Source organism: Tabrizicola sp. (genome assembly GCF_034366665.1).
Taxonomy (GTDB): domain Bacteria; phylum Pseudomonadota; class Alphaproteobacteria; order Rhodobacterales; family Rhodobacteraceae; genus Tabrizicola.
Genome location: NZ_JAXMMF010000092.1, coordinates 1 through 22,038, shown reverse-complemented (window position 1 = coordinate 22,038; position 22,038 = coordinate 1). Strand labels below are relative to the sequence as shown.

The 22,038-nt window shown below is 64.9% G+C and carries 16 protein-coding genes and 1 pseudogene; 11 read left to right on the top strand and 6 right to left on the bottom strand.

The genetic code is table 11. The features are described from left to right. Positions 1 to 36: 36 nt before the first annotated feature. The 5 genes from U1E69_RS12220 to U1E69_RS12200 all read left to right on the top strand — a co-directional run bounded on the left by U1E69_RS12220 (position 37) and on the right by U1E69_RS12200 (position 5,476). Positions 37 to 498: an isoprenylcysteine carboxylmethyltransferase family protein gene (locus U1E69_RS12220; RefSeq protein WP_322244645.1), complete on the top strand. Its 462-nt coding sequence runs from the start codon at positions 37 to 39 to the stop codon at positions 496 to 498. A gap of 100 nt (positions 499 to 598) precedes the next feature. Beyond that, the gene (locus U1E69_RS12215; RefSeq protein ID WP_322244644.1) at positions 599 to 2,170 is read left to right on the top strand and encodes a Re/Si-specific NAD(P)(+) transhydrogenase subunit alpha; all 1,572 of its coding nucleotides are present in this window, start codon (positions 599 to 601) and stop codon (positions 2,168 to 2,170) included. Positions 2,171 to 2,180: 10 nt separating this feature from the next. Then, positions 2,181 to 3,614 carry an NAD(P)(+) transhydrogenase (Re/Si-specific) subunit beta gene (locus U1E69_RS12210; protein ID WP_322244643.1) on the top strand — a complete coding sequence of 478 codons (1,434 nt, stop codon included), beginning with the start codon at positions 2,181 to 2,183 and terminating at the stop codon, positions 3,612 to 3,614. 119 nt (positions 3,615 to 3,733) lie between these two features. Next, positions 3,734 to 4,012 carry a hypothetical protein gene (locus U1E69_RS12205; RefSeq protein WP_322244642.1) on the top strand — a complete coding sequence of 93 codons (279 nt, stop codon included), beginning with the start codon at positions 3,734 to 3,736 and terminating at the stop codon, positions 4,010 to 4,012. 180 nt (positions 4,013 to 4,192) lie between these two features. Continuing rightward, positions 4,193 to 5,476: a DUF3422 domain-containing protein gene (locus U1E69_RS12200; RefSeq protein WP_322244641.1), complete on the top strand. Its 1,284-nt coding sequence runs from the start codon at positions 4,193 to 4,195 to the stop codon at positions 5,474 to 5,476. A gap of 77 nt (positions 5,477 to 5,553) precedes the next feature. Here the strand turns inward: U1E69_RS12200 and U1E69_RS12195 are convergent, their stop codons facing one another. The 5 genes from U1E69_RS12195 to U1E69_RS12175 all read right to left on the bottom strand — a co-directional run bounded on the left by U1E69_RS12195 (position 5,554) and on the right by U1E69_RS12175 (position 11,301). Beyond that, positions 5,554 to 6,465 carry an ABC transporter permease gene (locus tag U1E69_RS12195; protein WP_322244640.1) on the bottom strand — a complete coding sequence of 304 codons (912 nt, stop codon included), beginning with the start codon at positions 6,463 to 6,465 and terminating at the stop codon, positions 5,554 to 5,556. Further along, positions 6,458 to 7,465 carry an ABC transporter permease gene (locus U1E69_RS12190; protein WP_322244639.1) on the bottom strand — a complete coding sequence of 336 codons (1,008 nt, stop codon included), beginning with the start codon at positions 7,463 to 7,465 and terminating at the stop codon, positions 6,458 to 6,460. The genes U1E69_RS12195 and U1E69_RS12190 overlap by 8 nt, the downstream gene beginning before the upstream one ends. A 74-nt stretch (positions 7,466 to 7,539) precedes the next feature. Beyond that, positions 7,540 to 9,243, bottom strand: coding sequence for a peptide ABC transporter substrate-binding protein (locus U1E69_RS12185; RefSeq protein WP_322244638.1), 1,704 nt, complete (start codon positions 9,241 to 9,243; stop codon positions 7,540 to 7,542). Further along, positions 9,240 to 10,286 carry a dipeptide ABC transporter ATP-binding protein gene (locus tag U1E69_RS12180; RefSeq protein ID WP_322244637.1) on the bottom strand — a complete coding sequence of 349 codons (1,047 nt, stop codon included), beginning with the start codon at positions 10,284 to 10,286 and terminating at the stop codon, positions 9,240 to 9,242. Before U1E69_RS12180 ends, U1E69_RS12185 begins: the two co-directional genes overlap by 4 nt. After that, on the bottom strand, positions 10,279 to 11,301 hold the full coding sequence (locus U1E69_RS12175) for an ABC transporter ATP-binding protein (protein WP_322244636.1): 1,023 nt from the start codon (positions 11,299 to 11,301) through the stop codon (positions 10,279 to 10,281). Before U1E69_RS12175 ends, U1E69_RS12180 begins: the two co-directional genes overlap by 8 nt. A gap of 250 nt (positions 11,302 to 11,551) precedes the next feature. On the opposite strand from U1E69_RS12175, the gene argE reads away from it, so the two are divergent. Together argE and U1E69_RS12165 are read left to right on the top strand one after the other, a co-directional pair. Beyond that, positions 11,552 to 12,709 (top strand): acetylornithine deacetylase, encoded by a 1,158-nt coding sequence (gene argE, locus U1E69_RS12170; RefSeq protein ID WP_322244635.1) that lies wholly within the window; start codon positions 11,552 to 11,554, stop codon positions 12,707 to 12,709. Next, a pseudogene (locus U1E69_RS12165) lies at positions 12,706 to 14,047 on the top strand (NAD(P)/FAD-dependent oxidoreductase). Before argE ends, U1E69_RS12165 begins: the two are co-directional and overlap by 4 nt. On the opposite strand, the gene U1E69_RS12160 reads toward U1E69_RS12165, so the two are convergent. After that, positions 14,044 to 14,241 carry a heavy metal-associated domain-containing protein gene (locus U1E69_RS12160; protein ID WP_322244634.1) on the bottom strand — a complete coding sequence of 66 codons (198 nt, stop codon included), beginning with the start codon at positions 14,239 to 14,241 and terminating at the stop codon, positions 14,044 to 14,046. The pseudogene U1E69_RS12165 and the gene U1E69_RS12160 overlap by 4 nt on opposite strands. A 237-nt stretch (positions 14,242 to 14,478) precedes the next feature. On the opposite strand from U1E69_RS12160, the gene U1E69_RS12155 reads away from it, so the two are divergent. The 4 genes from U1E69_RS12155 (at position 14,479) to glgA (ending at position 21,889) form a co-directional block, all read left to right on the top strand. Then, positions 14,479 to 16,887 (top strand): glycogen/starch/alpha-glucan phosphorylase, encoded by a 2,409-nt coding sequence (locus tag U1E69_RS12155; protein WP_322244633.1) that lies wholly within the window; start codon positions 14,479 to 14,481, stop codon positions 16,885 to 16,887. Positions 16,888 to 16,916: 29 nt separating this feature from the next. Continuing rightward, positions 16,917 to 19,088: a 1,4-alpha-glucan branching protein GlgB gene (gene glgB, locus U1E69_RS12150; protein ID WP_322244632.1), complete on the top strand. Its 2,172-nt coding sequence runs from the start codon at positions 16,917 to 16,919 to the stop codon at positions 19,086 to 19,088. 40 nt (positions 19,089 to 19,128) lie between these two features. Further along, positions 19,129 to 20,400: a glucose-1-phosphate adenylyltransferase gene (gene glgC / locus U1E69_RS12145; protein WP_322244631.1), complete on the top strand. Its 1,272-nt coding sequence runs from the start codon at positions 19,129 to 19,131 to the stop codon at positions 20,398 to 20,400. A 64-nt stretch (positions 20,401 to 20,464) separates the two neighbouring features. Then, positions 20,465 to 21,889, top strand: a complete 1,425-nt coding sequence (glgA, locus tag U1E69_RS12140; RefSeq protein WP_322244630.1) for a glycogen synthase GlgA — start codon at positions 20,465 to 20,467, stop codon at positions 21,887 to 21,889. Positions 21,890 to 22,038: the final 149 nt, after the last annotated feature.

Here is a 22,038-nt window from a genome sequence, read left to right as displayed (position 1 = left end):
ACCCAGCGTCTAGACCGAGCAGAAAGGAGCCTGCCCGTGCCTTTGACCCTGCGCGACATCGACATTCCGCCCAGCTGGCTTGCGCTGCACATCGGCGCGGCCTGGGTTTTGTCGCTGGTCTCGCCGCCGGTCTTCGGGGCCTGGGGGGCGGTGCTGGGGCCAGGTCTTGTCGCGCTTGGGGCGCTGGTCATGGTGGTGGCGGCGCTGCAGATGATCCGGCTAAGGACGACGGTGATCCCCCGGCGGAACCCCTCTGCCCTGGTGACAACCGGACTGTTTGCCTGGTCTCGCAACCCGATCTACCTGGCCGACGTCCTTATCCTGCTGGGGGCGATCCTGTGGCTGGATGTGGCACTGGGCCTGCCGCTGGTCGCAAGCTTCATCTCGCTGATCCAAGCCCGTTTCATCCGCGATGAAGAGGCGCGCCTGACCGAGACTTTCGGTCCGGAGTTCGATCTCTGGGCCGCTCGGACGCGGCGCTGGGTGGGGCGGAGATGACGTGGTGACTCCGCTGAAAAGTGGGGTTTGAAATAATGTTGCGCAATGCTATGTGCGTCGGGTCAGTTTATGACCGCGCAGGCCAGATCGGGGGATAAGGGTGAAGATAGGCGCTTTGACGGAAGTTTTCCCGGGCGAGAACCGGGTCGCGATGACGCCGGATTCGGCCACGCAACTGGCGAAGCTGGGGCATACGGCGTGCATCCAGTCGGGTGCGGGTGCGAAGGCCGGGTTCTCGGACGCGCTTTATGCGGCGGCGGGTGTCGAGGTGCTGCCGACGGCGGCTGCGGTGGTGGCGGCGGCGGATGTGATCGTCAAGGTGCGCGGACCCGAAGCGGGTGAGCTGGCCGCGATGCAGGACGGCCAGACGCTGATCAGCTTCTTCTGGCCCGCGCAGAACCCTGAACTTCTGGAAGCGGCGGCCAAGAAGAACCTGACCGTCGTCGCGATGGACATGGTGCCTCGGATCAGCCGCGCGCAGAAGATGGACGCGCTGTCGTCGATGGCCAACATCGCCGGCTACCGCGCCGTGATCGAGGCCGGGAACAACTTTGGCCGCTTCTTCACCGGCCAGGTGACAGCGGCGGGCAAGGTGCCCCCGGCCAAGGTGCTGATCGTCGGTGCGGGCGTCGCCGGTCTTGCGGCCATCGGGACCTCGGTCAGCCTTGGGGCCATCGTGCACGCCTTCGACGTGCGGCCCGAAGTGGCCGAACAGATTGAATCGATGGGCGCGAATTTCGTGTTCCTGGAGTTCGAGCAGACCCAGGACGGCGCGGCGACGGGCGGTTATGCCGCGCCCTCGTCCCCCGAGTTCCGGGAAAAGCAGCTGGCGAAATTCCGCGAACTTGCGCCCGAGATGGACATCGTCATCACCACCGCCCTGATCCCTGGACGCCCGGCCCCCAAGCTGTGGACCGAGGATATGGTCAAGATGATGAAGCCGGGGTCGGTGATCATCGACCTTGCGGCCGAGCGTGGTGGCAACTGCGACCTGACGGTGCCGGACCAGAAGATCGTCACCGACAACGGCGTCACCATCGTCGGCTATACCGACTTCCCCAGCCGGATGGCGACGCAGGCCAGTACGCTCTATTCCACCAACATCCGCCACATGCTGACCGACCTGACTCCAAAGAAGGACGGGGTCATCGCGCACAACATGGAGGATGACGTCATCCGCGGTGCCACGGCGGCGCATATGGGGGCGGTGACCTATCCGCCGCCACCGCCGAAGATCGCGGCCATCGCGGCGGCAAAGCCGAAGGAAAAGGCCAAGGAGCTGACGCCCGAGGAACGCCGGGCGAACGAGGTTGCAGCCTTCAAGGCGCAGACGCGCAGCCAGGTCGGCATGCTTGTGATCGGGGGCGGGCTGATCCTTCTGGCGGGGCTTTATGCGCCGGCAAGCTTCATGTCGCACTTCATCGTCTTCGTGCTGTCGGTCTATGTCGGCGTGCAGGTGATCTGGAACGTCTCGCACTCGCTGCACACGCCCTTGATGGCGGTGACGAACGCGATCTCGTCGATCATCATCCTGGGCGCGCTGATGCAGATCGGGTCGGGCAACTGGCTTGTGGTGATCCTTGCCGCACTTTCGGTCTTCATGGCCGGGATCAACATTTTCGGTGGCTTCATGGTGACGCGTCGCATGCTCGCCATGTTCCAGAAGTCGTAAGGGGCGCGGAATGGAATACGGATTTACAACCGCTGCCTATGTCGTTGCGGCAGTTCTTTTCATCCAGTCGCTGGGCGGTTTGTCGGGTCAGGAAAGCGCCAAGCGCGCGGTCTGGTACGGCATTGTCGGCATGGCCCTGGCCGTGGCGGCGACGCTGTATGGCCCGGGTGCAGGCAACTGGCTGATCTCGCTGGTGATGGTGGCCGCTGGTGGCGTGATCGGCTGGTATGTGGCGCAAAAGGTCCAGATGACCGAGATGCCGCAGCTTGTGGCGGCGATGCACTCTCTGGTCGGCCTTGCGGCGGTCTTCATCGGGTTCAACACCCATATCGAACTGGCTGGCATCGCGGGCATGGACGAAGCCGCCCGGGCCGCATTGACGGGCTTTGCCCAGAAGGTGGCCGAAAAGTCCGGGGTCGAAATCGCCATCCTGCGCGTCGAGACCTTCCTTGGTGTCTTCATCGGTGCGGTGACCTTCACCGGGTCGGTGATTGCCTTCGGCAAGCTGGCCGGGAAAGTCGACGGCAAGGCGAAGAAGCTGCCGGGGGGGCATGTCCTGAACGCCTCGGCGGCGATCATCTCGGTGGTGCTGCTGGTGGTTTACCTGCAGTCAGGGTCCACGCTGGCGCTGATCGGGATGACGGTGGCGGCCTTGTTCATCGGCTATCACCTGATCATGGGGATCGGGGGCGCGGACATGCCGGTCGTGGTGTCGATGCTGAACAGCTACTCCGGCTGGGCGGCGGCGGCGATCGGCTTCTCCCTGTCGAATGACCTCTTGATCGTGGTCGGTGCTCTGGTCGGTTCCTCGGGTGCGATCCTGAGCTACATCATGTGCAAGGCGATGAACCGGTCGTTCATCAGCGTGATCCTGGGCGGCTTTGGCGGCACCACGGGTCCGGCGATGGAAGTCACCGGCGAGCAGATCGCCATCGACGCGGAAGGGGTGGCGGCGGCGCTGAACGATGCCGACAGCATCATCATCATCCCAGGGTATGGCATGGCGGTGGCGCAGGCGCAGCAGTCGGTGTCGGAACTGACCCGGAAGCTGCGCGCCAAGGGCAAGAATGTGCGCTTCGCCATCCACCCCGTCGCAGGGCGTCTGCCGGGCCACATGAACGTGCTTCTGGCCGAGGCGAAGGTGCCCTACGACATCGTTCTGGAGATGGACGAGATCAACGAGGACTTCCCGGAGACCGACGTCGCCATCGTCATCGGGTCGAACGACATCGTGAATCCGGCGGCTCAGGAAGACCCGAACAGCCCCATCGCGGGGATGCCGGTCTTGGAGTGCTGGAAAGCGAAGCAGGTGTTCGTCAGCAAGCGCGGGCAGGGCACCGGCTATTCGGGGATCGAGAACCCGCTGTTCTACAAGGAGAACACGCGGATGTTCTACGGCGATGCGAAGAAGTCGCTCGACAGCCTGTTGCCGATGATCGAGTGATCTGACGCCCTTTGAAGGTATGGAAAGGCCGCCTTGCAGGCGGCCTTTTCGTTTTAATGCGACGGAATGTGCGCGGGCTTTCGTGAAGGCATCATCGCGACCAACCAAAGGAGTGTGCGATGATCGAGGGACTGATGGGACGTGCCGTGGCTGTGGCTGCGGTGGTGATGCTGGCCTCGCCGATACTGGCAAAGGATGGGCGGGTCGACAGGGTCGAGGACCGCCTCGACCGGGCCGAAAACGCCATCGACGAAAGCGTGGACCGCGGCCGCTGGGACGTGGCCGAGGACAAGGTCGACGCGCGCGAAGACAAGGTGGACGCCAACGGTGTCGAGAAGTACAACGCCATCGACCGGCACGAACGCCGGACCTGGCGGCGAATCCTGCGCAACAACTGACGCGCGGATCAAGGTGGCGGTCGTCCCCGGACCGCCGCCTTTTGCGGCGCGCAGGACCCCCAAGCTGCGCGCCGCATCGGCGATTGGGCAACACCTTTGCAGCATACCCTTGTATTCCGGTATTCTTCTGGAAAGCCGCGCTGCGGCGACCTACCTCTCGGCGTGAACCCTTTGAGGACAATGATGCCGATCCCCGACCATCCCCTGCGCTATGCCACGGTGAACGAGTTGCACGCCCGGCCCTTCCCGTCGCTGGAGGTGCCCTCGACCGCGGTCTACGTGGCGATCAAGGAGCCGGTTCAGGCGCAGAACCGCGATCGGGGCAAGGATCTTGCGCATCTTTTGTCGCTGCTGGACCGCAACGGCAGCGGCCATCCTCAGCCGGGGGCGACGCATTTCCAGGGGCCGATCGGGCGGGCCGAGCTGAAGTGGGAAAGCCATACGGAATTCGTGACCTACACGGCCTTCACCAAGGGGCTGTCCGCGCGGCCCTTCGATCCGGCGGAAGCGGAGGTGCTGCCGGAGGACTGGCTGGCCGAGGGTCCTGGCAAGCGGCTGACCTCGGTCCTGATCCGGGTCGAGCCGATGCCGACCTCGGACGACGAGCTTCTGCGCAAGGTGGACGACTGGTTCGTGCCGGAAAGCCTTGCCGTCAGCCGCGTGGTTGACGGGGCGGCGGTGGTCGCGGGGGATTTCCGCATCGATCCGGCGGGGCACATGCGGTTTGCGGTGTTCGTGGCGCCCGGCACCGGCCCGCGCCGGGTGGGGCGGATCGTGCAGCGTCTGTGCGAGATCGAGACCTACCGGGCCATGTCGATGCTGGGCCTCATGCGGTCGCGCGATTTGTCCGGGCGGTTGAATGCGCTGGACCCCAAGCTGTCGGCGCTGGTCTCGGGGCTGGACAATGCCGAGCCTGCGCCGGAAGTGGCGCTGCACAACCTGCTGACGATCTCGGCGGAATTGGAAAGCCTTGCCGTGCAGTTTTCGTTCCGCTTCGGGGCGACGGCGGCCTATGAGGCGATCGTCAACCAGCGGATCGAGGTGATGCGCGAGACGCGGATCGAGGGGCGGCAGACCTTCGGCGAGTTCATGATGCGCCGCTACGATCCGGCGATGCGGACGGTGAAGTCGTCGGAAAGCCGGTTGGCCGCGATGGCGGAACGGGCGGAGCGGGCGGCGGAACTCTTGCGCACGCGGGTGGATGTGGAACGGTCGGCGCAGAACCAGAAGCTGTTGAAGAGCATGGACGAGCGGGCCGACCTGCAGCTGCGGCTGCAGCGCACGGTCGAAGGGTTGTCGACCGTGGCGATCAGCTACTACGCGGTGAACCTTGCCGCCTATTTCCTGGAGCCGGCGGCGCATGCCTTGCACATCAGCCACGGGGCGCTGTTGGCCGGGTTGGTGCCGGTGGTGGTGCTGGGCGTCTGGCTGATGGTCCGGCGCATCCGGAAGTCGCTGCACTAGGGACACCTCCTCGTGCGCCTTCGGCTTCTCGTCGGAGCGAGGAGCGCCGAAGGCGACGACGAGCGTTTCCGGGGGCGCTACCGGCCGCGGATTCGGGGGTCGAGGGCGTCGCGCAACCCGTCGCCGATGTAGTTCACCGACAGCACCGTCAGCGAGATGGCAAGGCCGGGCCAGACCACGCGTTCGGGGTAGACCTGCATGTATTGCAGACCGTCGAACAGAAGCCGCCCCCAGGTCGGGAAGTCGGGCGGGAAGCCGAGCCCGAGGAAGGACAGCACGGATTCGGTGATGATCGCCTCGGCCACGCCCAGAGTGGCGGCGACCATGACCGGAGAGACGACGTTCGGCAGGATGTGGCGTCGGATGATCCGGTTCGGCTTTGCCCCGATCGACCGGGCGGCCAGGACGTATTCGCGTTCCTTCAGGGTCAGGACCTCGCCCCGGACGATGCGGGCGGTCGCCATCCAGGAGGTGATGCCGATGGCGAAGACGATCAGGGTGAAGGCCCCCAGTTCCGGCCCTATCATGCTGGCGATGCGGTCACGGAAGAGCATCACCATGACGAGAAGAAGCGGGATCAGCGGCAGGGCAAGGAACATGTCGGTCAGCCGCATGAGCGGGCTGTCAAGCCTGCGGAAGTAGCCCGCGAGAATGCCGATGAAGGTGCCGAAGACGATGGCGATCAGCATCGCGACCAGGCCCACAGCCAGCGACACCCGGCCCGCCAGCAGCATCCGGGACAGCATGTCGCGGCCAAGCTGGTCGGTGCCAAGGGGGAAGCGCCAGCTTGGGCCCTGGTTCTTCAGCTTGATCGCCTCGGCCACCGTCAGTTTTTCTGGGACCCAGAGATAGGGGCCGATCAGGACCGCAAGGATCAGAAACCCCAGGACGATCAGGCCGAACAGGGCTCCCTTGTGGGTGCGGAACTGCTGCCAGATCTCGCGCGCCTGGCTGGCGGGCTTAAGGGGCGTGGTGCTCGCGTCAGTCATAGCGGATCCTGGGGTCAAGAAGGCCGTACAGGATGTCGGCGATCAGGTTGAAAAGGACGATGAGCACAGCGAAGATGAAGGCAAGCGTCTGGACCATCGGCAGGTCCGAGGCATGGATCGCGCCGATCAGCGCCGCACCGATGCCGTTCACGCCAAAGAGGTTCTCGGTGATGATCGCGCCGCCGAAGATCGAGGGGATGCCAAGCGCGATGACGGTGACGACGGGGATCAGCGAATTGCGCAAGACGTGCTTCAGGACGACAGTGCGTTCCGACATGCCCTTGGCGCGGGCGGTGCGGACATAGTCCATCGTCATGTTGTCCAGCATCGAGGATCGCATGTAGCGGCTGATCGCGGCGGCGTTGGCAAGGCCCAGCGTCATGACGGGCAGGGCCATCTGGCGCATCTGTTCCCAGAAGGTGGCCCAGTCGACGACCTCGAGCTGGGTGTCGTATTTCGTGGGGAACCAGCCCAGCCAGACCGCGAAGATGATGATGAAAAGCGTGCCCGAGAAGAAGGTCGGGACGGAAAAGCCGATCATCGCGAAAAGGGTGCCGCCCTGGTCGAAGAGCGAGTATTGCCGGTAGGCCGAGTAGATGCCGATCGGGAGCGCGATCAGGATGCCGACCAGGTAGGCGGTGCCGATCACGATCAGGGTCTGCGGCAGGCGCTGGCCGATGATGGTGAAGACCGGGCTGCGCGACTGCCACGAGAGGATGCGCTGTTCGCCCTCGGACCAGGTGGTGCCGAACCAGCTGTCGAAGAGGTAGGCCGGTTCCACCCAGAAGAACTGGCGCAGCCAGAGCATGTAGCGGAAAAACACGGGCTGATCGGCGCCCAGCGCCTCGATCATCTTCTGGCGGACGTCCGGGGGGACGGTCAGCGGAATTTCGGACATCGGCGAGCCGGGGGCCAGATCGACCAGCAGGAAGATCACCAGGCTGATGACCAGCAAGGTGGGAATGGCCAGCAGAAGCCTGCGTAGCGTGAAGGTCAGCATGCGGCTATCGCCTTGGGAACGGGGGTGCGAAGGAAGATGCGGGGCCGGATCGCTCCGGCCCCGCGGGGATCAGGTCACTTCACGCGGAACCAGTCCGCGGCGTTCCACATTTCCGAGTCCCAGGCGTTGATCTGCACGCCGCCCAGAGTGTTGGAATGCGCCGAGAGCGTGCCGCGGTGCACCAGCGGAACCACGACCATGCTGTCCTTCGTCACCATGTCGTTCAGCTTCTTGGCGATTTCCTGACGCTTGGCGACGTCGGTGGTGCTGCCAAGTTCGGCATGCAGGGCGTCATAGGCCGGGTCGCAGAAGCGGTTGATGTTCTCGCCCTGCCACTGGGTTTCGGGCGACGGGATCTTGGCGCACATGTACTGGGCCAGATAGGTCTCCGGGTCCGGGCTGTCGGAGTTGTTGGCATACATCTCGACGTCCGCGTAGAACTTCTGGAAGGTGTCGGGCGAGCCCGGGTCACCGCCGAAGAAGACGCCCGGGTCGATGGCCTTCAGCTCGACCTCGACGCCCAGTTCCGTCCACCAATCCTTGATCAGGGCCTGGAAGTCCTGGCGGATCGGGTTGACGGTGGTCTGGTACAGGATCGACAGTTTCTTGCCGTCCTTGTCGCGGATGCCGTCACCGTCCGAGTCGGTCCAGCCCGCTTCCTCCAGCAGCGCCTTGGCGCCTTCCATGTCCTGCGTCAGGCAGGCGGTGTTGTCCGAGGCCCAGGCCTCCGGTCCGGGGATCACGTTGCAGGTCGGCTTGCCGCCAGCGCCGTAGCCGACTTCGACCAGGATGTTCCGGTCGATGGCCATCGACAGCGCGGTCCGCACCTTGATGTCAGACAGGATCGGGTGCGGGTGCTTGACGGTGGCGCGTTCGCCTTCCGGCAGGTCGGCCGACGGGTCGGTCATGTTCATCTCGATCCGTTCGACAAGCGTGCCGAAGGCGACGACGAACTGGCCCTTGCCGGCAGCGGTCATCGCGGCCTGGCTGTCCGGCGGAATCTGGGTGTTCCAGGCGTAGTCGAACTCGCCCGTCTCCATCACGGCGCGGGCCGAGCCTTCGGCGTCGCCGCCGCCCTTGATCACCGCCGAGGCGAAGGCGGGCTTGGCCGGGTCACGGTAGTTCTCGTTCATCGCCATCGTCACGGTATCGTTCACCGTGAAGCCGGTCACCTTGAACGGGCCGGTGCCGATCGGCATGTTGTTGGCGTCGGTGCAGGTGGGGGCAGCAGCGCCAAGGCAGGCCTCGAACTGCGCCTTCTGCAGAAGCGGTGCCAGAGCCGAAACGAAGGCGGTGTAGGGATTGGCCTTCGGGCCGTCGAAGGTCACCTTGACCGTCATCGGGTCAACCGCTTCGACGGAGGTCACGCCTTCGTACTTGGTCGCCTGGCTGCAGCCGCCTTCCGGGTGGGTGCAATACTGCCAGGTGAAGACCGCGTCATCGGCGGTGACGGCGGAACCGTCCGACCACTTCAGGTCCGGGATCAGCTTCCAGGTGATGGTGGTCATGTCGGCCGAGATGCCGCCGTTTTCCAGCGTCGGGATTTCGGTGACCAGTTTCGGGATCAACTCGCCCTCGGGCGTCAGGCCGGCCAGCGGCTCCAGCACCATCGAGGCGGCGTAGATGTCCTTGGTCCCGCCTGACAGGTAGGGGTTCATGATCGACACGGCCTGCGGGAAGGTGAGCTTCACCTCACCATCGGCGCCACGTTCGGCAAAGGCGGCGGGGGCAAGCCCCAGCACGGCCACTGCGCCCAGAAGGGCGGCTTTCATTTTCATCGGGTCTCTCCTTGTTGATTACGCTCGTTAGCCTCGGACGCGCCGGTTGATCCGACGGCGGTATAAAGATGGCAGGCGACCAGGCGGCCGGGTTCGACCTCGAGGAGGTCGGGCTTCACGGTCCGGCAGATGTCCATGACGCGCGGGCAACGGGTGCAGAAGTTGCAGCCCTTCGGCGGGTTGGCCGGCGAGGGCACGTCGCCCTTCAGGATGATGCGCTTGCGCTGCGCTGCCAGCACCGGGTCGGGTTCGTTCACCGCCGACAGCAGCGCCTCGGCATAGGGGTGCAGCGGGCGGGCGTATAGGTCCTTGGACGGGGAAAGCTCGGCGATACGGCCCAGGTACATGACGGCCACGCGCTGCGCGAGGTGGCGGACCATCGACAGATCGTGGCTGATGAAAAGGTAGGTCAGGCCCAGCTTTTCCTGCAGGTCTTCCAGAAGGTTCACGACCTGCGCCTGGATCGAGACATCCAGCGCGGCGATGGGTTCGTCGCAGACGATGAAGCGGGGCTTCAGGGCAAGCGCGCGGGCGATGCCGATGCGCTGGCGCTGCCCGCCCGAGAATTCATGCGGGAAGCGGTTCACGAAGCGGCGGTTGAGGCCGACCTGATCCATGAGTTCGTAAACCCGCTCCAGCTTCTGGTCACGCGTCCAGCTGGTGTGTTCCTCCAGCGGTTCGCTGACGATCTCGGCCAGGGTCATGCGCGGGTTAAGGCTGGCCTGCGGGTCCTGAAAGACCATCTGCATCGTCGGGCGCTTCTTGCGCAACGCCTCGGGCGAAAGGGTCGCGACGTCGTCGCCGTCGATCACCACGCGCCCGGCCGTGGGTTCGTAAAGCCGCAGCATGGCCCGGCCCACCGTGGACTTGCCGCACCCGGATTCGCCGACAAGCCCCAGGGTCTGCCCGGCCATGATGTCAAAGGAGACGCCATCCACGGCCTTGACGTCGCCCGTGTGCCTGCGGAACAGCCCGGTGTAGATCGGGAAGTGCATCTTCAGGTCCTGGACCTGGACCAAAGGCGTGGGTTGGGCGTCAAGCATGAGCAGGCTCCGCCGTCGCAGGCGCGTGCCAGTGGCAGGCGACGTCGTGGCCCTGGCCGATGGGTGCTGCGTCGATGGCGCGGCGGGGCGGGTTCACGGCGTCGCAGGTGTCGAAGCGGTGTTCGCAGCGGGCGCGGAACGGGCAGGCGGTCAGCGGGCCGGTCAGGATCGGCGGCTGGCCCTCGATCACCTTGAGCCGCGTGGTGCGCGGGCCGGAGATCCGCGGGATCGTCTGCAAAAGCGCCCGGGTGTAGGGGTGCTGCGGGTTGGCGAACAGTTCACGCACGGGGGCATGTTCCACGACCTGGCCGCCGTACATCACCATCACCCGGTCGGCGATTCCGGCGATGACGCCAAGGTCATGCGTGATCCAGATGATCGCCATGCCCAGCTTCTGGCGCAGTTCCTTCACCAGCTCCAGGATCTGCGCCTGGATGGTGACGTCCAGCGCCGTGGTGGGTTCATCCGCGATAAGGACATCGGGGTCGCAGGCCAGTGCGATGGCGATCATCACGCGCTGCCGCATGCCGCCGGAGAACTGGTGCGGATACTGGTGCAACCGCTGGGACGCGCCGGGGATGCCGACCAGTTCCAGCAGCTCGATGGCGCGGGCCTGGGCCTGCCGTTTGGACAGGCGCAGGTGCTTGATCAGAGGCTCCATGATCTGGTCGCCCAGCGTGAAGACCGGGTTCAGGCTGGTCATCGGGTCCTGGAAGACAAAACCGATCTTTGCCCCGCGGACCGAGCGGAGTTCCTCGTCCGTCATGGTCAGCAGGTCGCGGCCGTTCAGCAGCACCTTGCCGCCCCGGATATCGGCAGGCGGAGAGGGCAGAAGCCGCAACAGCGACATCATCGTGACGGACTTTCCCGACCCGCTTTCGCCGACGACGCCCAGCAGTTCACCAGGCTTCAGGTGGAAGCTGACGTCGTTCACCGCGTGGACTTCACCACCACGGGTGCGGAAAACGGTCTTCAGGTCCCTGACATCAAGGACGGACGCGGCCGGTTCGGCCATTCAGTTCTCCCCGCGACGTTCTTAGGTCTTGTTATTATTGGCTGATTTTTCAGCCCTACGGCTTTTTGCCGCTATCCTGTCGTCAACTCTTTACGATTCTCGGTCTTCTATCAATCCCGATTCAAGGCGCGATTCCAGCCTGTTCCCCCGGCATTATGACCGATCCTCGCATCAATCTGCCAGATATTGACTAAGGCGCGGCTCAACGACAGGCTGGCCACCAGATGTAGGTTTGGCAAGGGAAATCACGATGACCGTACTGACGCCGCGTCAGATTCTGGATCAGTTGGTCAAATTCCCGACGGTCAGCCGCGAATCGAACCTGGAGCTGGTCGACTGGCTGGAGGGCTACCTTGTCGGGCAGGGGGTGAAGTGCTTCCGGCACTGGAACGAGGACCGGCGGAAGGCGGCGCTGATCGCCCATGCGGGTCCTTGGGAGGAAGGGGCGGTGGTGCTGTCGGGGCATTCCGACGTCGTGCCGGTTGAGGGTCAGGCGTGGTCCTCGGACCCCTGGACGGTGGTGGAGCGCGACGGGCGGCTTTACGGACGCGGGACCTGCGACATGAAGGGCTATGTGGCGCTGGCGGTCTGGGCGGTGGTCGAAGCGCAAAGGCGCGGGGTCGCGCGGCCGTTGCAGCTGGCGCTGTCCTATGACGAGGAGGTGGGCTGCACCGGCGCGCCGCCGATGATCCGCACGATGCAGGATGTAGTGCCCAAGGGCGAGATCGCGCTGATCGGCGAGCCGTCGCGGATGAAGGTGATCACCGGCCACAAGGGCGGCACCGGCTACAACGTGCATGTGAAGGGATATGAGGTCCATTCCTCGCTTCTGCCCGAAGGCGTCTCGGCGGTGATGGAGGCGGCGCGGCTGATCAGCTGGGTCAACGACCACAACGACGAGATCCAGGCGCGGCCGCGCGGCGCGATCGGGGGCCGGTTCCATCCCCCGTTCACGACGCTGCATGTCGGGCGCATCCAGGGTGGGACGGCGGACAACATCACCGCGGCGGACTGCCGGTTTGCCGTGGAAATGCGCTGTGTGCCGGATGACGACCCAGAGGCCCATGCGGGGGCGTTCCGCGAGGCCGCAATGGCGCTGGACCGGAAGCTAAAGGCGCGGCGACCCGAGGCGGGCGTCCGGCTGGAGCAGTTCTTCGATGTCTCGCCCCTTCGGCCTGAGGTTGACGGGGCAGCCGAGGCGCTGGCGCGGGCCTTGACCGGCGAAAACGCGACGGGCGTCGTCTCCTATGGCACCGAGGCGGGGCAGTTCCAGGACGCAGGCTATTCGGCGGTGGTGATCGGGCCGGGTGACATCGCGCAGGCGCACCAGGCGGACGAGTATCTGGAGGTCAGCGAGTTCCAGGCTGGGCAGCGATTCATGGAGCGACTTCTGGAGCGTCTGGGATGAGCTTTCCGATCTCCGAAGCCTCGCCGGTCCGGTTTGCCGGGGCGTTGCCGACCCGGACGGACGTCGTGGTGATCGGCGGCGGGGTCATCGGGGTGATGACGGCCTGGTTCCTGCGTGAGCGGGGCCTGTCGGTCGTCGTCTGCGAAAAGGGCCGGATCGCGGGCGAACAGTCGGGGCGGAACTGGGGCTGGGTGCGCCAGCAGGGCAGGGACCCCGGCGAGCTTCCGATCATGGTGGAAAGCCTGTCGATCTGGAAGCAGCTGGTGGCGCAGATGGGCGACGGGCTGGGGTTCAGGCAGACCGGCGTCCTGTATCTGGCGAAGACCGACCGCGAGATCGAGGGGTTCGAGGCCTGGACCGAACATTCGCGCGCGCATCAGCTGGACACGCGGCTTCTGACTGCCCGGTGAGACGATGGAGATGCTGAAAGGCGCCGTCGCACCGTGGAAAGGCGGGCTTTTCACCGCGTCCGATGCCCGGGCCGAGCCTTGGGTGGCCGTTCCGGCGCTGGCAGCTGTGGCCGAAGACAAGGGCGTGGTGATCCGCGAAGCTTGCGCGGTGCGGGGGCTGGACCTTGCGGCGGGAAAGGTCGCGGGCGTGGTGACCGAAGCCGGGCGGATCGCCTGCGACCAGGTGGTCGTCGCGGCGGGGGCCTGGTCGCGGCTGTTTCTGGGAAACCTCGGCATCCGTATTCCGCAGCTTTCGGTGCTGGCCTCGGTCGCGGCGACCGAACCGATGCCCGAGATCTTTCCCGGCAATGCGGCGGATGACGACTTTGCCTTCCGCCGCCGCGCCGACGGGGGCTATTCCATCGCCCCCGGCGCGCGGCACCACTTCTTCATCGGGCGGGATGCCTTTTCCAGCCTTGGCGTCTATCTGCCTGTTCTAAAGAAGGATTTTCGGTCCACGCACTTCCGCCCGTCGGCCCCGAAAGGCTTTCCCGACGCCTGGAGAACCCCACGCCGCTGGTCGCTTGACGCGACAAGCCCATTCGAAAGGCAGCGCATCCTGAACCCCGCGCCGAACATGGGCACCTTGGCGGAAGTGCAGGACAGTTTCGCCAAAGCCTTCCCGTCTCTGGGACGACCAAAGCTTAAGGCGGCCTGGGCGGGAATGATCGACAGCCTTCCCGATGTCGTCCCCATTGTCGACCACGCACCGATCCCCGGCCTGACCATCGCCACGGGGATGAGCGGGCATGGCTTCGGCATCGGCCCGGGGATGGGGCGCGTGGTGGCCGATCTGGTCCTGGGACGGCCGACCGGCCACGACCTGGGCCGCTTTCGCCTGTCGCGCTTCTCCGATGGCAGTCCGATTCGGCCGGGGCCAAGCCTTTAGGCGACAGAGGCCGGATAGCCTGCCTGATCCAGTGCCTGGATCAGCGCGTCCACCGGGGCCGGGCCTGTCACCTCGACCTGACGGGTGGTCAGGTCGACAGTCACCGTGCCGGTCTCGGGGACCGAGCCAAGGGCGGCCTCAATCGTTGCCTTGCAGTGATTGCAGGACATGTCGGGAACGGAAAGTCTGGTCATGGAAGATCCTCTCTCCCCGCGATTGGTCCAGAGCCAGCCCGCCGCGTCAAGGGGTTGCAGGCGCAGTGGGGCATCGCTGCCGATCTGCCGCAAAAATCGTCGAATCACGTTTCCAAAACGCTTTAAATCACTTAGACAGACTTAATGTTTGCGGTAACAGGGGCGATCCCACCTGCCGTGCCCGAAAGCCCGCTTGACCGCCGCCCCAAGGCGCTTAGGCTTTGCCAGGAGTAGACCTTGCTGGACAAACCCGTGACCGATCTGAGTGTGACCCCGAATATCCTGCAGGCAAGCATCCTGCGCCATCTGACCTTTACCGTGGGCAAGGACGCGCCGCATGCCAGCGCGCATGACTGGCGCATGGCCCTGTCCCACGCGATCCGCGACCAGATCGTCGAGCCCTGGTTCGCCTCGACCCGCCGCACCTGGGCCGAGGACCGCAAGCGCGTCTACTACCTGTCGATGGAGTTTCTGATCGGTCGCATTCTGGAAGATGCGACGATCAACCTGGGGCTTTACGAGATGGCCGCCGAGGCGATGGCGCATTTCGGGCAGGACATCCGGGTCGTCATCGACGACGAGCCGGACGCGGCGCTGGGGAATGGGGGCTTGGGGCGGCTGGCTGCCTGTTTCATGGAATCGATGGCGACATTGGGCTGCCCGGCCTATGGCTATGGCATCCGCTATGAACATGGCCTTTTCCGCCAGCACTTCGATCAGGGACGCCAGATCGAGACGCCGGAAAACTGGCTCGCCCAGGCGCATCCTTGGGAATTCGCCCGGCCGGAAAGCCGCTATACCATTGGCTTCAAGGGCCATGTCGAAACCCGCGACGGGCGCGCCACCTGGTATCCGCAGGAAACGGTTACGGCCGAGGCTTTTGATACTCCGGTCGTGGGCTGGCAGGGCAAGTGGGCCAACACGCTGCGGCTTTGGGGGGCGAAGGGGACGACGAACTTTGACCTCGAACGCTTCAACCGCGGGGACTACACGGCGGCGGCGGAACCAGAGACGCTCGCGCGGACCTTGTCCCGCGTGCTTTATCCCGACGACACCACCTATCAGGGCAAGGAGTTGCGCCTGAAGCAGGAGTTCTTCCTGACCTCGGCTGCCTTGCAGGACATCCTGCGGCGGTTCTTGTCCAGCCATTCCGACCTGCGGGCATTGCCGCGGCACGTGGCGATCCAGATGAACGACACCCACCCGGCCATCGCGGGGCCGGAACTGATCCGGCTGCTGTCTGATGACCACGGGCTGCCCTTCGACGAGGCGCTTACCGTCGCACGGGCGTGCCTGGGCTATACCAACCACACCTTGTTGCCGGAAGCGCTTGAAAAGTGGGCGACTTTCACCTTCGGCAACGTGCTGCCGCGCCACATGCAGATCGTCGAAAAGATCGACAGCTGGCACCGCCGCGCCTATCCGAACCGGCCGCATTACGTCGGCATCGTGAAGCACCAGGAAGTGCGGATGGGCGAGCTTGCCTTCATCATGAGCCACAAGGTGAACGGCGTCTCGGCGTTGCATTCGGACCTGGTGAAGAAGAACCTCTTCCCGGAACTGAACGGCTTGCATCCGGGGCGGATCATCAATCAGACCAACGGAGTGACCCCGCGGCGCTGGCTGCGGATGGCAAACCGGCCCCTGTCCACGCTGATCACGAACAGCATCGGGCCGGGCTGGGAAGCCGACCTTGACCGCTTGCGGGGGTTGGAGCCTCTGGCCGGGGACGCCAGCTTCCGCGCCGATTTTGCCGCGGCAAAGCGGCAGAACAAGGTGAACCTGTCAAACTGGATCGGGCGCGAGATGGGGGTCCAGGTCTCGCCCGACGCGATGTTCGACGTCCAGATCAAGCGCATCCACGAATACAAGCGCCAGCTTCTGAACATCCTTGAAACCATCGCGCATTGGCATCGCGTGCGGTCGAATCCGAAGGCCGGCTGGGTGCCAAGGGTGAAGATCTTCGGCGGCAAGGCGGCCCCAGGCTATGCGGTCGCCAAGGAAATCATCCGGCTTATCAATGATGTGGCCGAGGTTGTTAACAACGACCCGGCGACCGGGGATCTGTTGAAGATCTTCTATCCGCCGAACTACAACGTCACGATGGCCGAACGGGTGATCCCGGCCTCGGATCTGTCGGAACAGATCTCGACGGCGGGGAAAGAGGCGTCGGGAACGGGCAACATGAAGTTCATGATGAACGGGGCCTTGACCATCGGCACGCTGGACGGCGCCAACGTGGAAATCCTGCAGGAAGTGGGGGCCGAGAACTTCTTCCTCTTTGGTCTGACGGCCGAGGAAGTCGCCAAGCGCCGTGAGGACCCTGACCATTCCAAGAAGGCCATCGAGGCCAGCCAGCCCCTGATGGACGTGCTGCAGATGATCGCCGAGGGGCGCTTCTCGCCCGAGGAACCCGACCGCTATCACGGGCTGGTGCACCGCGTCTGGCACCATGACTACTTCCTGGTTGCGGCGGACTTTGCGGCCTACCACGCCGCGCAGGGTGCGGTCGACACGGCCTATCAGGACCGGGATCGCTGGTGGCGCATGGCCGCGATGAACACGGCGCGGAGCGGGTATTTCTCGTCCGACCGCACGATCCGCAGCTACATGGAAGAAATCTGGCAGGCGACCTCTGCGCTATAAGGGTCCGACAGGCTTTCGGGAGGGGAAGCATGGCTGAGACGACACTCGAACAAGGCGCGGCAGAGGCGATTGCCGGGGGCTGGCACGGGGACCCGTTTTCGGTCCTGGGCGCGCACAAGCGGGCCAAGGGCTGGGAGATCACCGCCTTCGTGCCGGGGGCAGAGCGGCTGTGGGTTCTGACTGGCAAGACCGAGGCAGAGGCCGTGCCCTATCCCGGCGTTCCAGGCGTCTTCACCCATCAGATGGCGCGGAAGGCAAGCTACAGCTTTCGCGCGCAAGGTTATGGAACGACGTGGGAATTCGAGGACCCGTATCGCTTTGGCTCCGTCCTTGGCGAGATGGATGAGTACCTTCTTGGCGAGGGCACTCACCGCCGGTTATGGCAGGCGCTTGGCGCGCATGTGATGACGCATGAGGGCGTGGCGGGCGTGCATTTCGCCGTCTGGGCGCCGAACGCCGAACGGGTCAGCGTGGTCGGCGATTTCAACGTCTGGGACGGGAGGCGCAACCCGATGCGGCGTCGCGGGGCGACGGGCGTGTGGGAGATCTTCATCCCCGGCCTGGGCGAGGGTGCGACCTACAAGTACGAGATCAAGGGGCCGGGTGGCGCGGTGTTGCCGCTGAAGGCCGATCCGGTCGGGTTCGGGTCTGAACATCCGCCCGCAAATGCTTCTGTAGTCAGGACAATTCGTGGCGAATGGCACGATGGGGCCTGGATGGAAACCCGGGCTGCAGCGCACACCATCGACGCGCCGATCAGCGTCTACGAGGTGCATCTGGGGTCCTGGCGGCGCGCGCCGGGCGACCGGATGCTCAGCTATCTGGAACTGGCCGAGCAGTTGGTGGACTACGCCGCCGACATGGGCTTTACCCATATCGAGTGCCTGCCGGTTAGCGAGTTTCCCTTCGACGGATCATGGGGATACCAGCCGGTCGGCATGTTCGCCCCCACGATCCGGCATGGCACGCCCGAGGAATTCCGTGCTTTCGTGGACGCCGCGCACCGCAAGGGGCTTGGGGTGATCCTGGACTGGGTGCCGGGGCATTTCCCGACCGACGCGCATGGCCTTGGCCGGTTCGACGGCACTGCGCTTTACGAACACGCCGACCCGCGTGAGGGGTTTCATCAGGACTGGAACACGCTGATCTACAACTATGGCCGGGTCGAGGTGAAGAACTACCTGGTCAGCAACGCCTTGTATTGGCTGGAGGAATACCACATCGACGGGTTGCGCGTCGATGCTGTGGCCTCGATGCTGTATCGCGACTATTCCCGCAAGCACGGCGAATGGGTCCCGAACAAGGACGGCGGCCGCGAGAATTATGAGGCGATTGACGTTCTGAGGACCACGAACATCACCGCTTACGGTGAAGTGCCTGGAATCATGACGATTGCCGAGGAATCGACGGCGTTTCCCGGCGTGTCGCGGCCTGCGAACTGGGGGGGACTTGGCTTCGGGTTCAAGTGGAACATGGGGTGGATGAACGACACCCTCAGTTACATGCAGAAGGACCCGCTGTACCGGAGGTATCACCACCACCAGATGACCTTCGGCATGGTCTACGCCTGGTCGGAAAACTACATCCTGCCGATCAGTCATGACGAAGTGGTGCACGGCAAGGGGTCGATGCTGTCGAAAATGCCGGGAACGGCGTGGGAAAAGTTCGCCAACCTGCGCGCCTATTACGGGTTCATGTGGGCGCACCCGGGCAAGAAGCTTCTGTTCATGGGGCAGGAGTTCGCGCAAGGCGCGGAGTGGAACCACAACCAGAGCCTCGACTGGCATCAGCTTGAAATTGCGGAACATAAGGGAATGCAGCGGCTGGTGCGCGACCTGAACCGGGTCTACCGCGACACGCGCGCGCTACATGTGAACGACACCCGGCCCGAGGGCTTTGCCTGGATCGAATCGAACGACGCCGAGGCTGGCGTCTTCGCTTGGGTCCGCAAGGGGAACGACGACGACCGGCAGGTCGTGGCCGTGGTCAACATGACCCCGGTCGAGCGGACCTATCGGCTGGGTCTGCCCGCTGCAGGCAAATGGCATGAAATCCTGAACACCGACGCCGAGGTCTATGGCGGGGGCAATCGTGGCAACCTGGGAGGGGTGACCACGGAAAAGACGCCCTGGCATGGCCAGACGCAATCGGCGCTTGTCACACTGCCGCCGCTGTCGGCACTCTATCTGCAACAGGACTGAAGTTTGGCGGGTCAAACCGCCTTGGGGGAGGGAAAGTGTGATGAAGGCAAGACCGAACCAGCGCCTGTCGAGCCAGGCCATGGCGTTCGTCCTGGCAGGCGGGCGCGGGAGCCGCTTGAAAGAGCTGACCGATCGGAGGGCGAAACCGGCGGTCTACTTTGGTGGCAAGACCCGGATCATCGACTTTGCGCTGTCGAATGCGCTGAACTCGGGCATCCGGAAGATGGCGATTGCGACCCAGTACAAGGCGCACTCCCTGATCCGCCACGTCCAGCGCGGCTGGGGCTTTTTCCGGGCCGAGCGGAACGAATACCTGGACATCCTGCCCGCGTCGCAGCGGATGGACGAGGTCAACTGGTACCGCGGAACGGCGGATGCCATCGCGCAGAACATCGACATCATCGACAGCTACGGCATCAAGTATGTGATCGTCCTGGCGGGCGACCACATCTACAAGATGGACTATGAGGTGATGCTGCGCCAGCATGTCGAGCAGGCCGCGGACGTGACCATCGGCTGCCTCACTGTGCCCCGCATGGAGGCGAAGGCCTTCGGCGTGATGCATGTCGACGACACGATGCGGATCACCGATTTCCTGGAAAAGCCGAAGGACCCGCCGTCGATCCCCGGCGATCCGGACCACGCCCTGGCCAGCATGGGCATCTATGTCTTCGACTGGACCTTCCTGCGCGACCTTCTGATCCGCGACATGCAGGATGACAGTTCGACCCATGATTTCGGCTTTGACCTGATCCCGAACATCGTCAAGAACGGCAAGGCCGTGGCGCACAAGTTCTCGGACAGCTGCGTGATGAGCGGGCTGGAGACCGAACCCTACTGGCGCGACGTGGGGACCATTGACGCTTTCTGGCAGGCCAACGTCGACCTGACCGATTTCGTCCCCAAACTGGACCTCTATGACAGCGCCTGGCCGATCTGGACCTATGCCGAGATCGTGCCGCCTGCGAAGTTCATCCATGACGAGGATGGGCGGCGCGGGTCGGCGGTGTCGTCTCTGGTCAGCGGGGATTGCATCGTTTCGGGCTCGGCGGTGTCGAACAGCCTTCTGTTCACCGGATGCCGGACACACAGCTATTCCAGCCTGGAATATGTGGTGGCGCTGCCGCAGGTGACGGTGAACCGCAAGGCGCAGCTGAAGAACTGCGTGATCGACCGTGGGGTGATCATCCCCGAAGGTCTGGTGATCGGCGAGGACCCGGAGGAAGACGGCAAGTGGTTCCGGCGGTCGGAAGGCGGAATCGTGCTGATCACCCAGGACATGCTGGACGCGCGCGCCAAGGCGCTTGGCTGAACGACTGGACCTTGCCCGGGGTTCACGTTAACTCCGGGCGGGAAGTTACGGAAAGGCAAGGCGAATGGGCGGTCGGGTTCTGTCGGTGGCCTCGGAATGCGTGCCCCTGGTGAAGACCGGGGGGCTGGCGGACGTTGTGGGCGCATTGCCCCGGGCGCTGTCGGGGACGGGCTGGGACATGCGGGTGCTGCTGCCGGCCTACCGCACTTTGCGCGACCGGGCGCAGGACTGGCCGGTCGTCTGGGAGGAGCCGGACCTCTGGGGCGGCACGGGCCGCGTGCTGGCGGGGCAGGAAGCAGGCGTGCCGCTTCTGCTGCTGGACGCACCACATCTTTATGACCGGGCGGGCGGGCCCTATTCCGGCCCGACGGGCGAGCACCCCGACAACGCGATCCGCTTTGCCGCGCTGTCCTGGGTCGCAGCCCGGATCGCGCGGGAGGGACTTGCGGACTGGAAGCCCGATGTTCTGCATGCGCATGACTGGCAGGCGGGGCTGGCTCCGGCTTACCTTGCCTACCACGGCAACGGCGGCTGCAAGTCGGTCATCACGATCCACAACATCGCCTTCCAGGGCTGGGCGCCAGGCCACATGCTGGGCATCCTGCGCCTGCCGGGGCACGCGTTTCACGCCGATGCGCTGGAGTATTATGGCGGCATCTCGACCCTGAAGGCCGGGCTGGTGACGGCGGACCGGATCACCACGGTATCGCCCAGCTATGCCGCCGAGATCATGCGGGAAGAGTTCGGGATGGGCCTGCAAGGCGTCATCGCAAACCGGGCGGACGTGGTGTCGGGCATCCTGAACGGTGTGGACACCGAAAGCTGGTCGCCGCTGGCCGAGGACCCTCCGTTCGGGCCAAAGGCGCTGGCCGGAAAGGCCGCCTGCCGCGCCAAGCTGTGCGAGGAGTTCGGGCTGGAGGTGCCGGGGCCGCTTGCCATCGTCGTCAGCCGCCTGACCGACCAGAAAGGCATCGACCTTCTGCCGCAGGTGATCCCCGATTTCATCGTCGGTGGCGGCGGGCTGATCGTGCTTGGCTCGGGTGATCCGGGGATGGAGGGTGCGATGCGCGACCTGGCCCAACGCTTCCCCGGGCGGGTCGCAGTGCAGATCGGCTATGACGAGAAGCTGAGCCACCGGCTGTTTGCCGGGGCCGATGCGGTCCTTGTGCCCAGCCGGTTCGAGCCCTGCGGGCTGACGCAGATGTACGGCCTGCGCTATGGCACGCTGCCCGTCGTCAGTCTGGTCGGCGGGCTGGCGGATACGGTGATCGGGGCGAGCCCGGCGACGCTGGCTGCGGGGGCCGCGACCGGCGTGACCTTCCATCCGGTCGATGCCTTGGCCTTTGGCCGCGCGATGGCGCAGCTTCTGGACCTGTACCGCCAGCCGAAGCTTTGGGCCAAGCTGCGCGCCAACGCAATGGCGCATCCGGTCGGATGGGAAACCAGCGCCACAGCCTATGCTGGCCTTTACGAAAGGCTGACCGCGTGACACCGCAGGCCGTCTCGCTGCCCGCGCGGCTGCAGGGCCATGCGGTCAGTCCGGGCCGCCCCTGGCCGATGGGGGCAAGCCTGACCGGCGATGGGGTGAACTTCGCCGTCTTCTCGGCCCATGCCGAGCGGATCGAGCTGTGTCTTTTC

Coding starts and splice junctions, on each gene's coding strand:
- U1E69_RS12210 (WP_322244643.1), top strand. CDS start 2,181: ATGGAATACGGATTTACAACCGCTGCCTATGTCGTTGCGGCAGTTCTT.
- U1E69_RS12205 (WP_322244642.1), top strand. CDS start 3,734: ATGATCGAGGGACTGATGGGACGTGCCGTGGCTGTGGCTGCGGTGGTG.
- U1E69_RS12200 (WP_322244641.1), top strand. CDS start 4,193: ATGATGCCGATCCCCGACCATCCCCTGCGCTATGCCACGGTGAACGAG.
- U1E69_RS12195 (WP_322244640.1), bottom strand. CDS start 6,465: ATGACTGACGCGAGCACCACGCCCCTTAAGCCCGCCAGCCAGGCGCGC.
- U1E69_RS12190 (WP_322244639.1), bottom strand. CDS start 7,465: ATGCTGACCTTCACGCTACGCAGGCTTCTGCTGGCCATTCCCACCTTG.
- U1E69_RS12185 (WP_322244638.1), bottom strand. CDS start 9,243: ATGAAAATGAAAGCCGCCCTTCTGGGCGCAGTGGCCGTGCTGGGGCTT.
- U1E69_RS12180 (WP_322244637.1), bottom strand. CDS start 10,286: ATGCTTGACGCCCAACCCACGCCTTTGGTCCAGGTCCAGGACCTGAAG.
- U1E69_RS12175 (WP_322244636.1), bottom strand. CDS start 11,301: ATGGCCGAACCGGCCGCGTCCGTCCTTGATGTCAGGGACCTGAAGACC.
- argE (WP_322244635.1), top strand. CDS start 11,552: ATGACCGTACTGACGCCGCGTCAGATTCTGGATCAGTTGGTCAAATTC.
- U1E69_RS12160 (WP_322244634.1), bottom strand. CDS start 14,241: ATGACCAGACTTTCCGTTCCCGACATGTCCTGCAATCACTGCAAGGCA.
- glgB (WP_322244632.1), top strand. CDS start 16,917: ATGGCTGAGACGACACTCGAACAAGGCGCGGCAGAGGCGATTGCCGGG.
- glgC (WP_322244631.1), top strand. CDS start 19,129: ATGAAGGCAAGACCGAACCAGCGCCTGTCGAGCCAGGCCATGGCGTTC.
- glgA (WP_322244630.1), top strand. CDS start 20,465: ATGGGCGGTCGGGTTCTGTCGGTGGCCTCGGAATGCGTGCCCCTGGTG.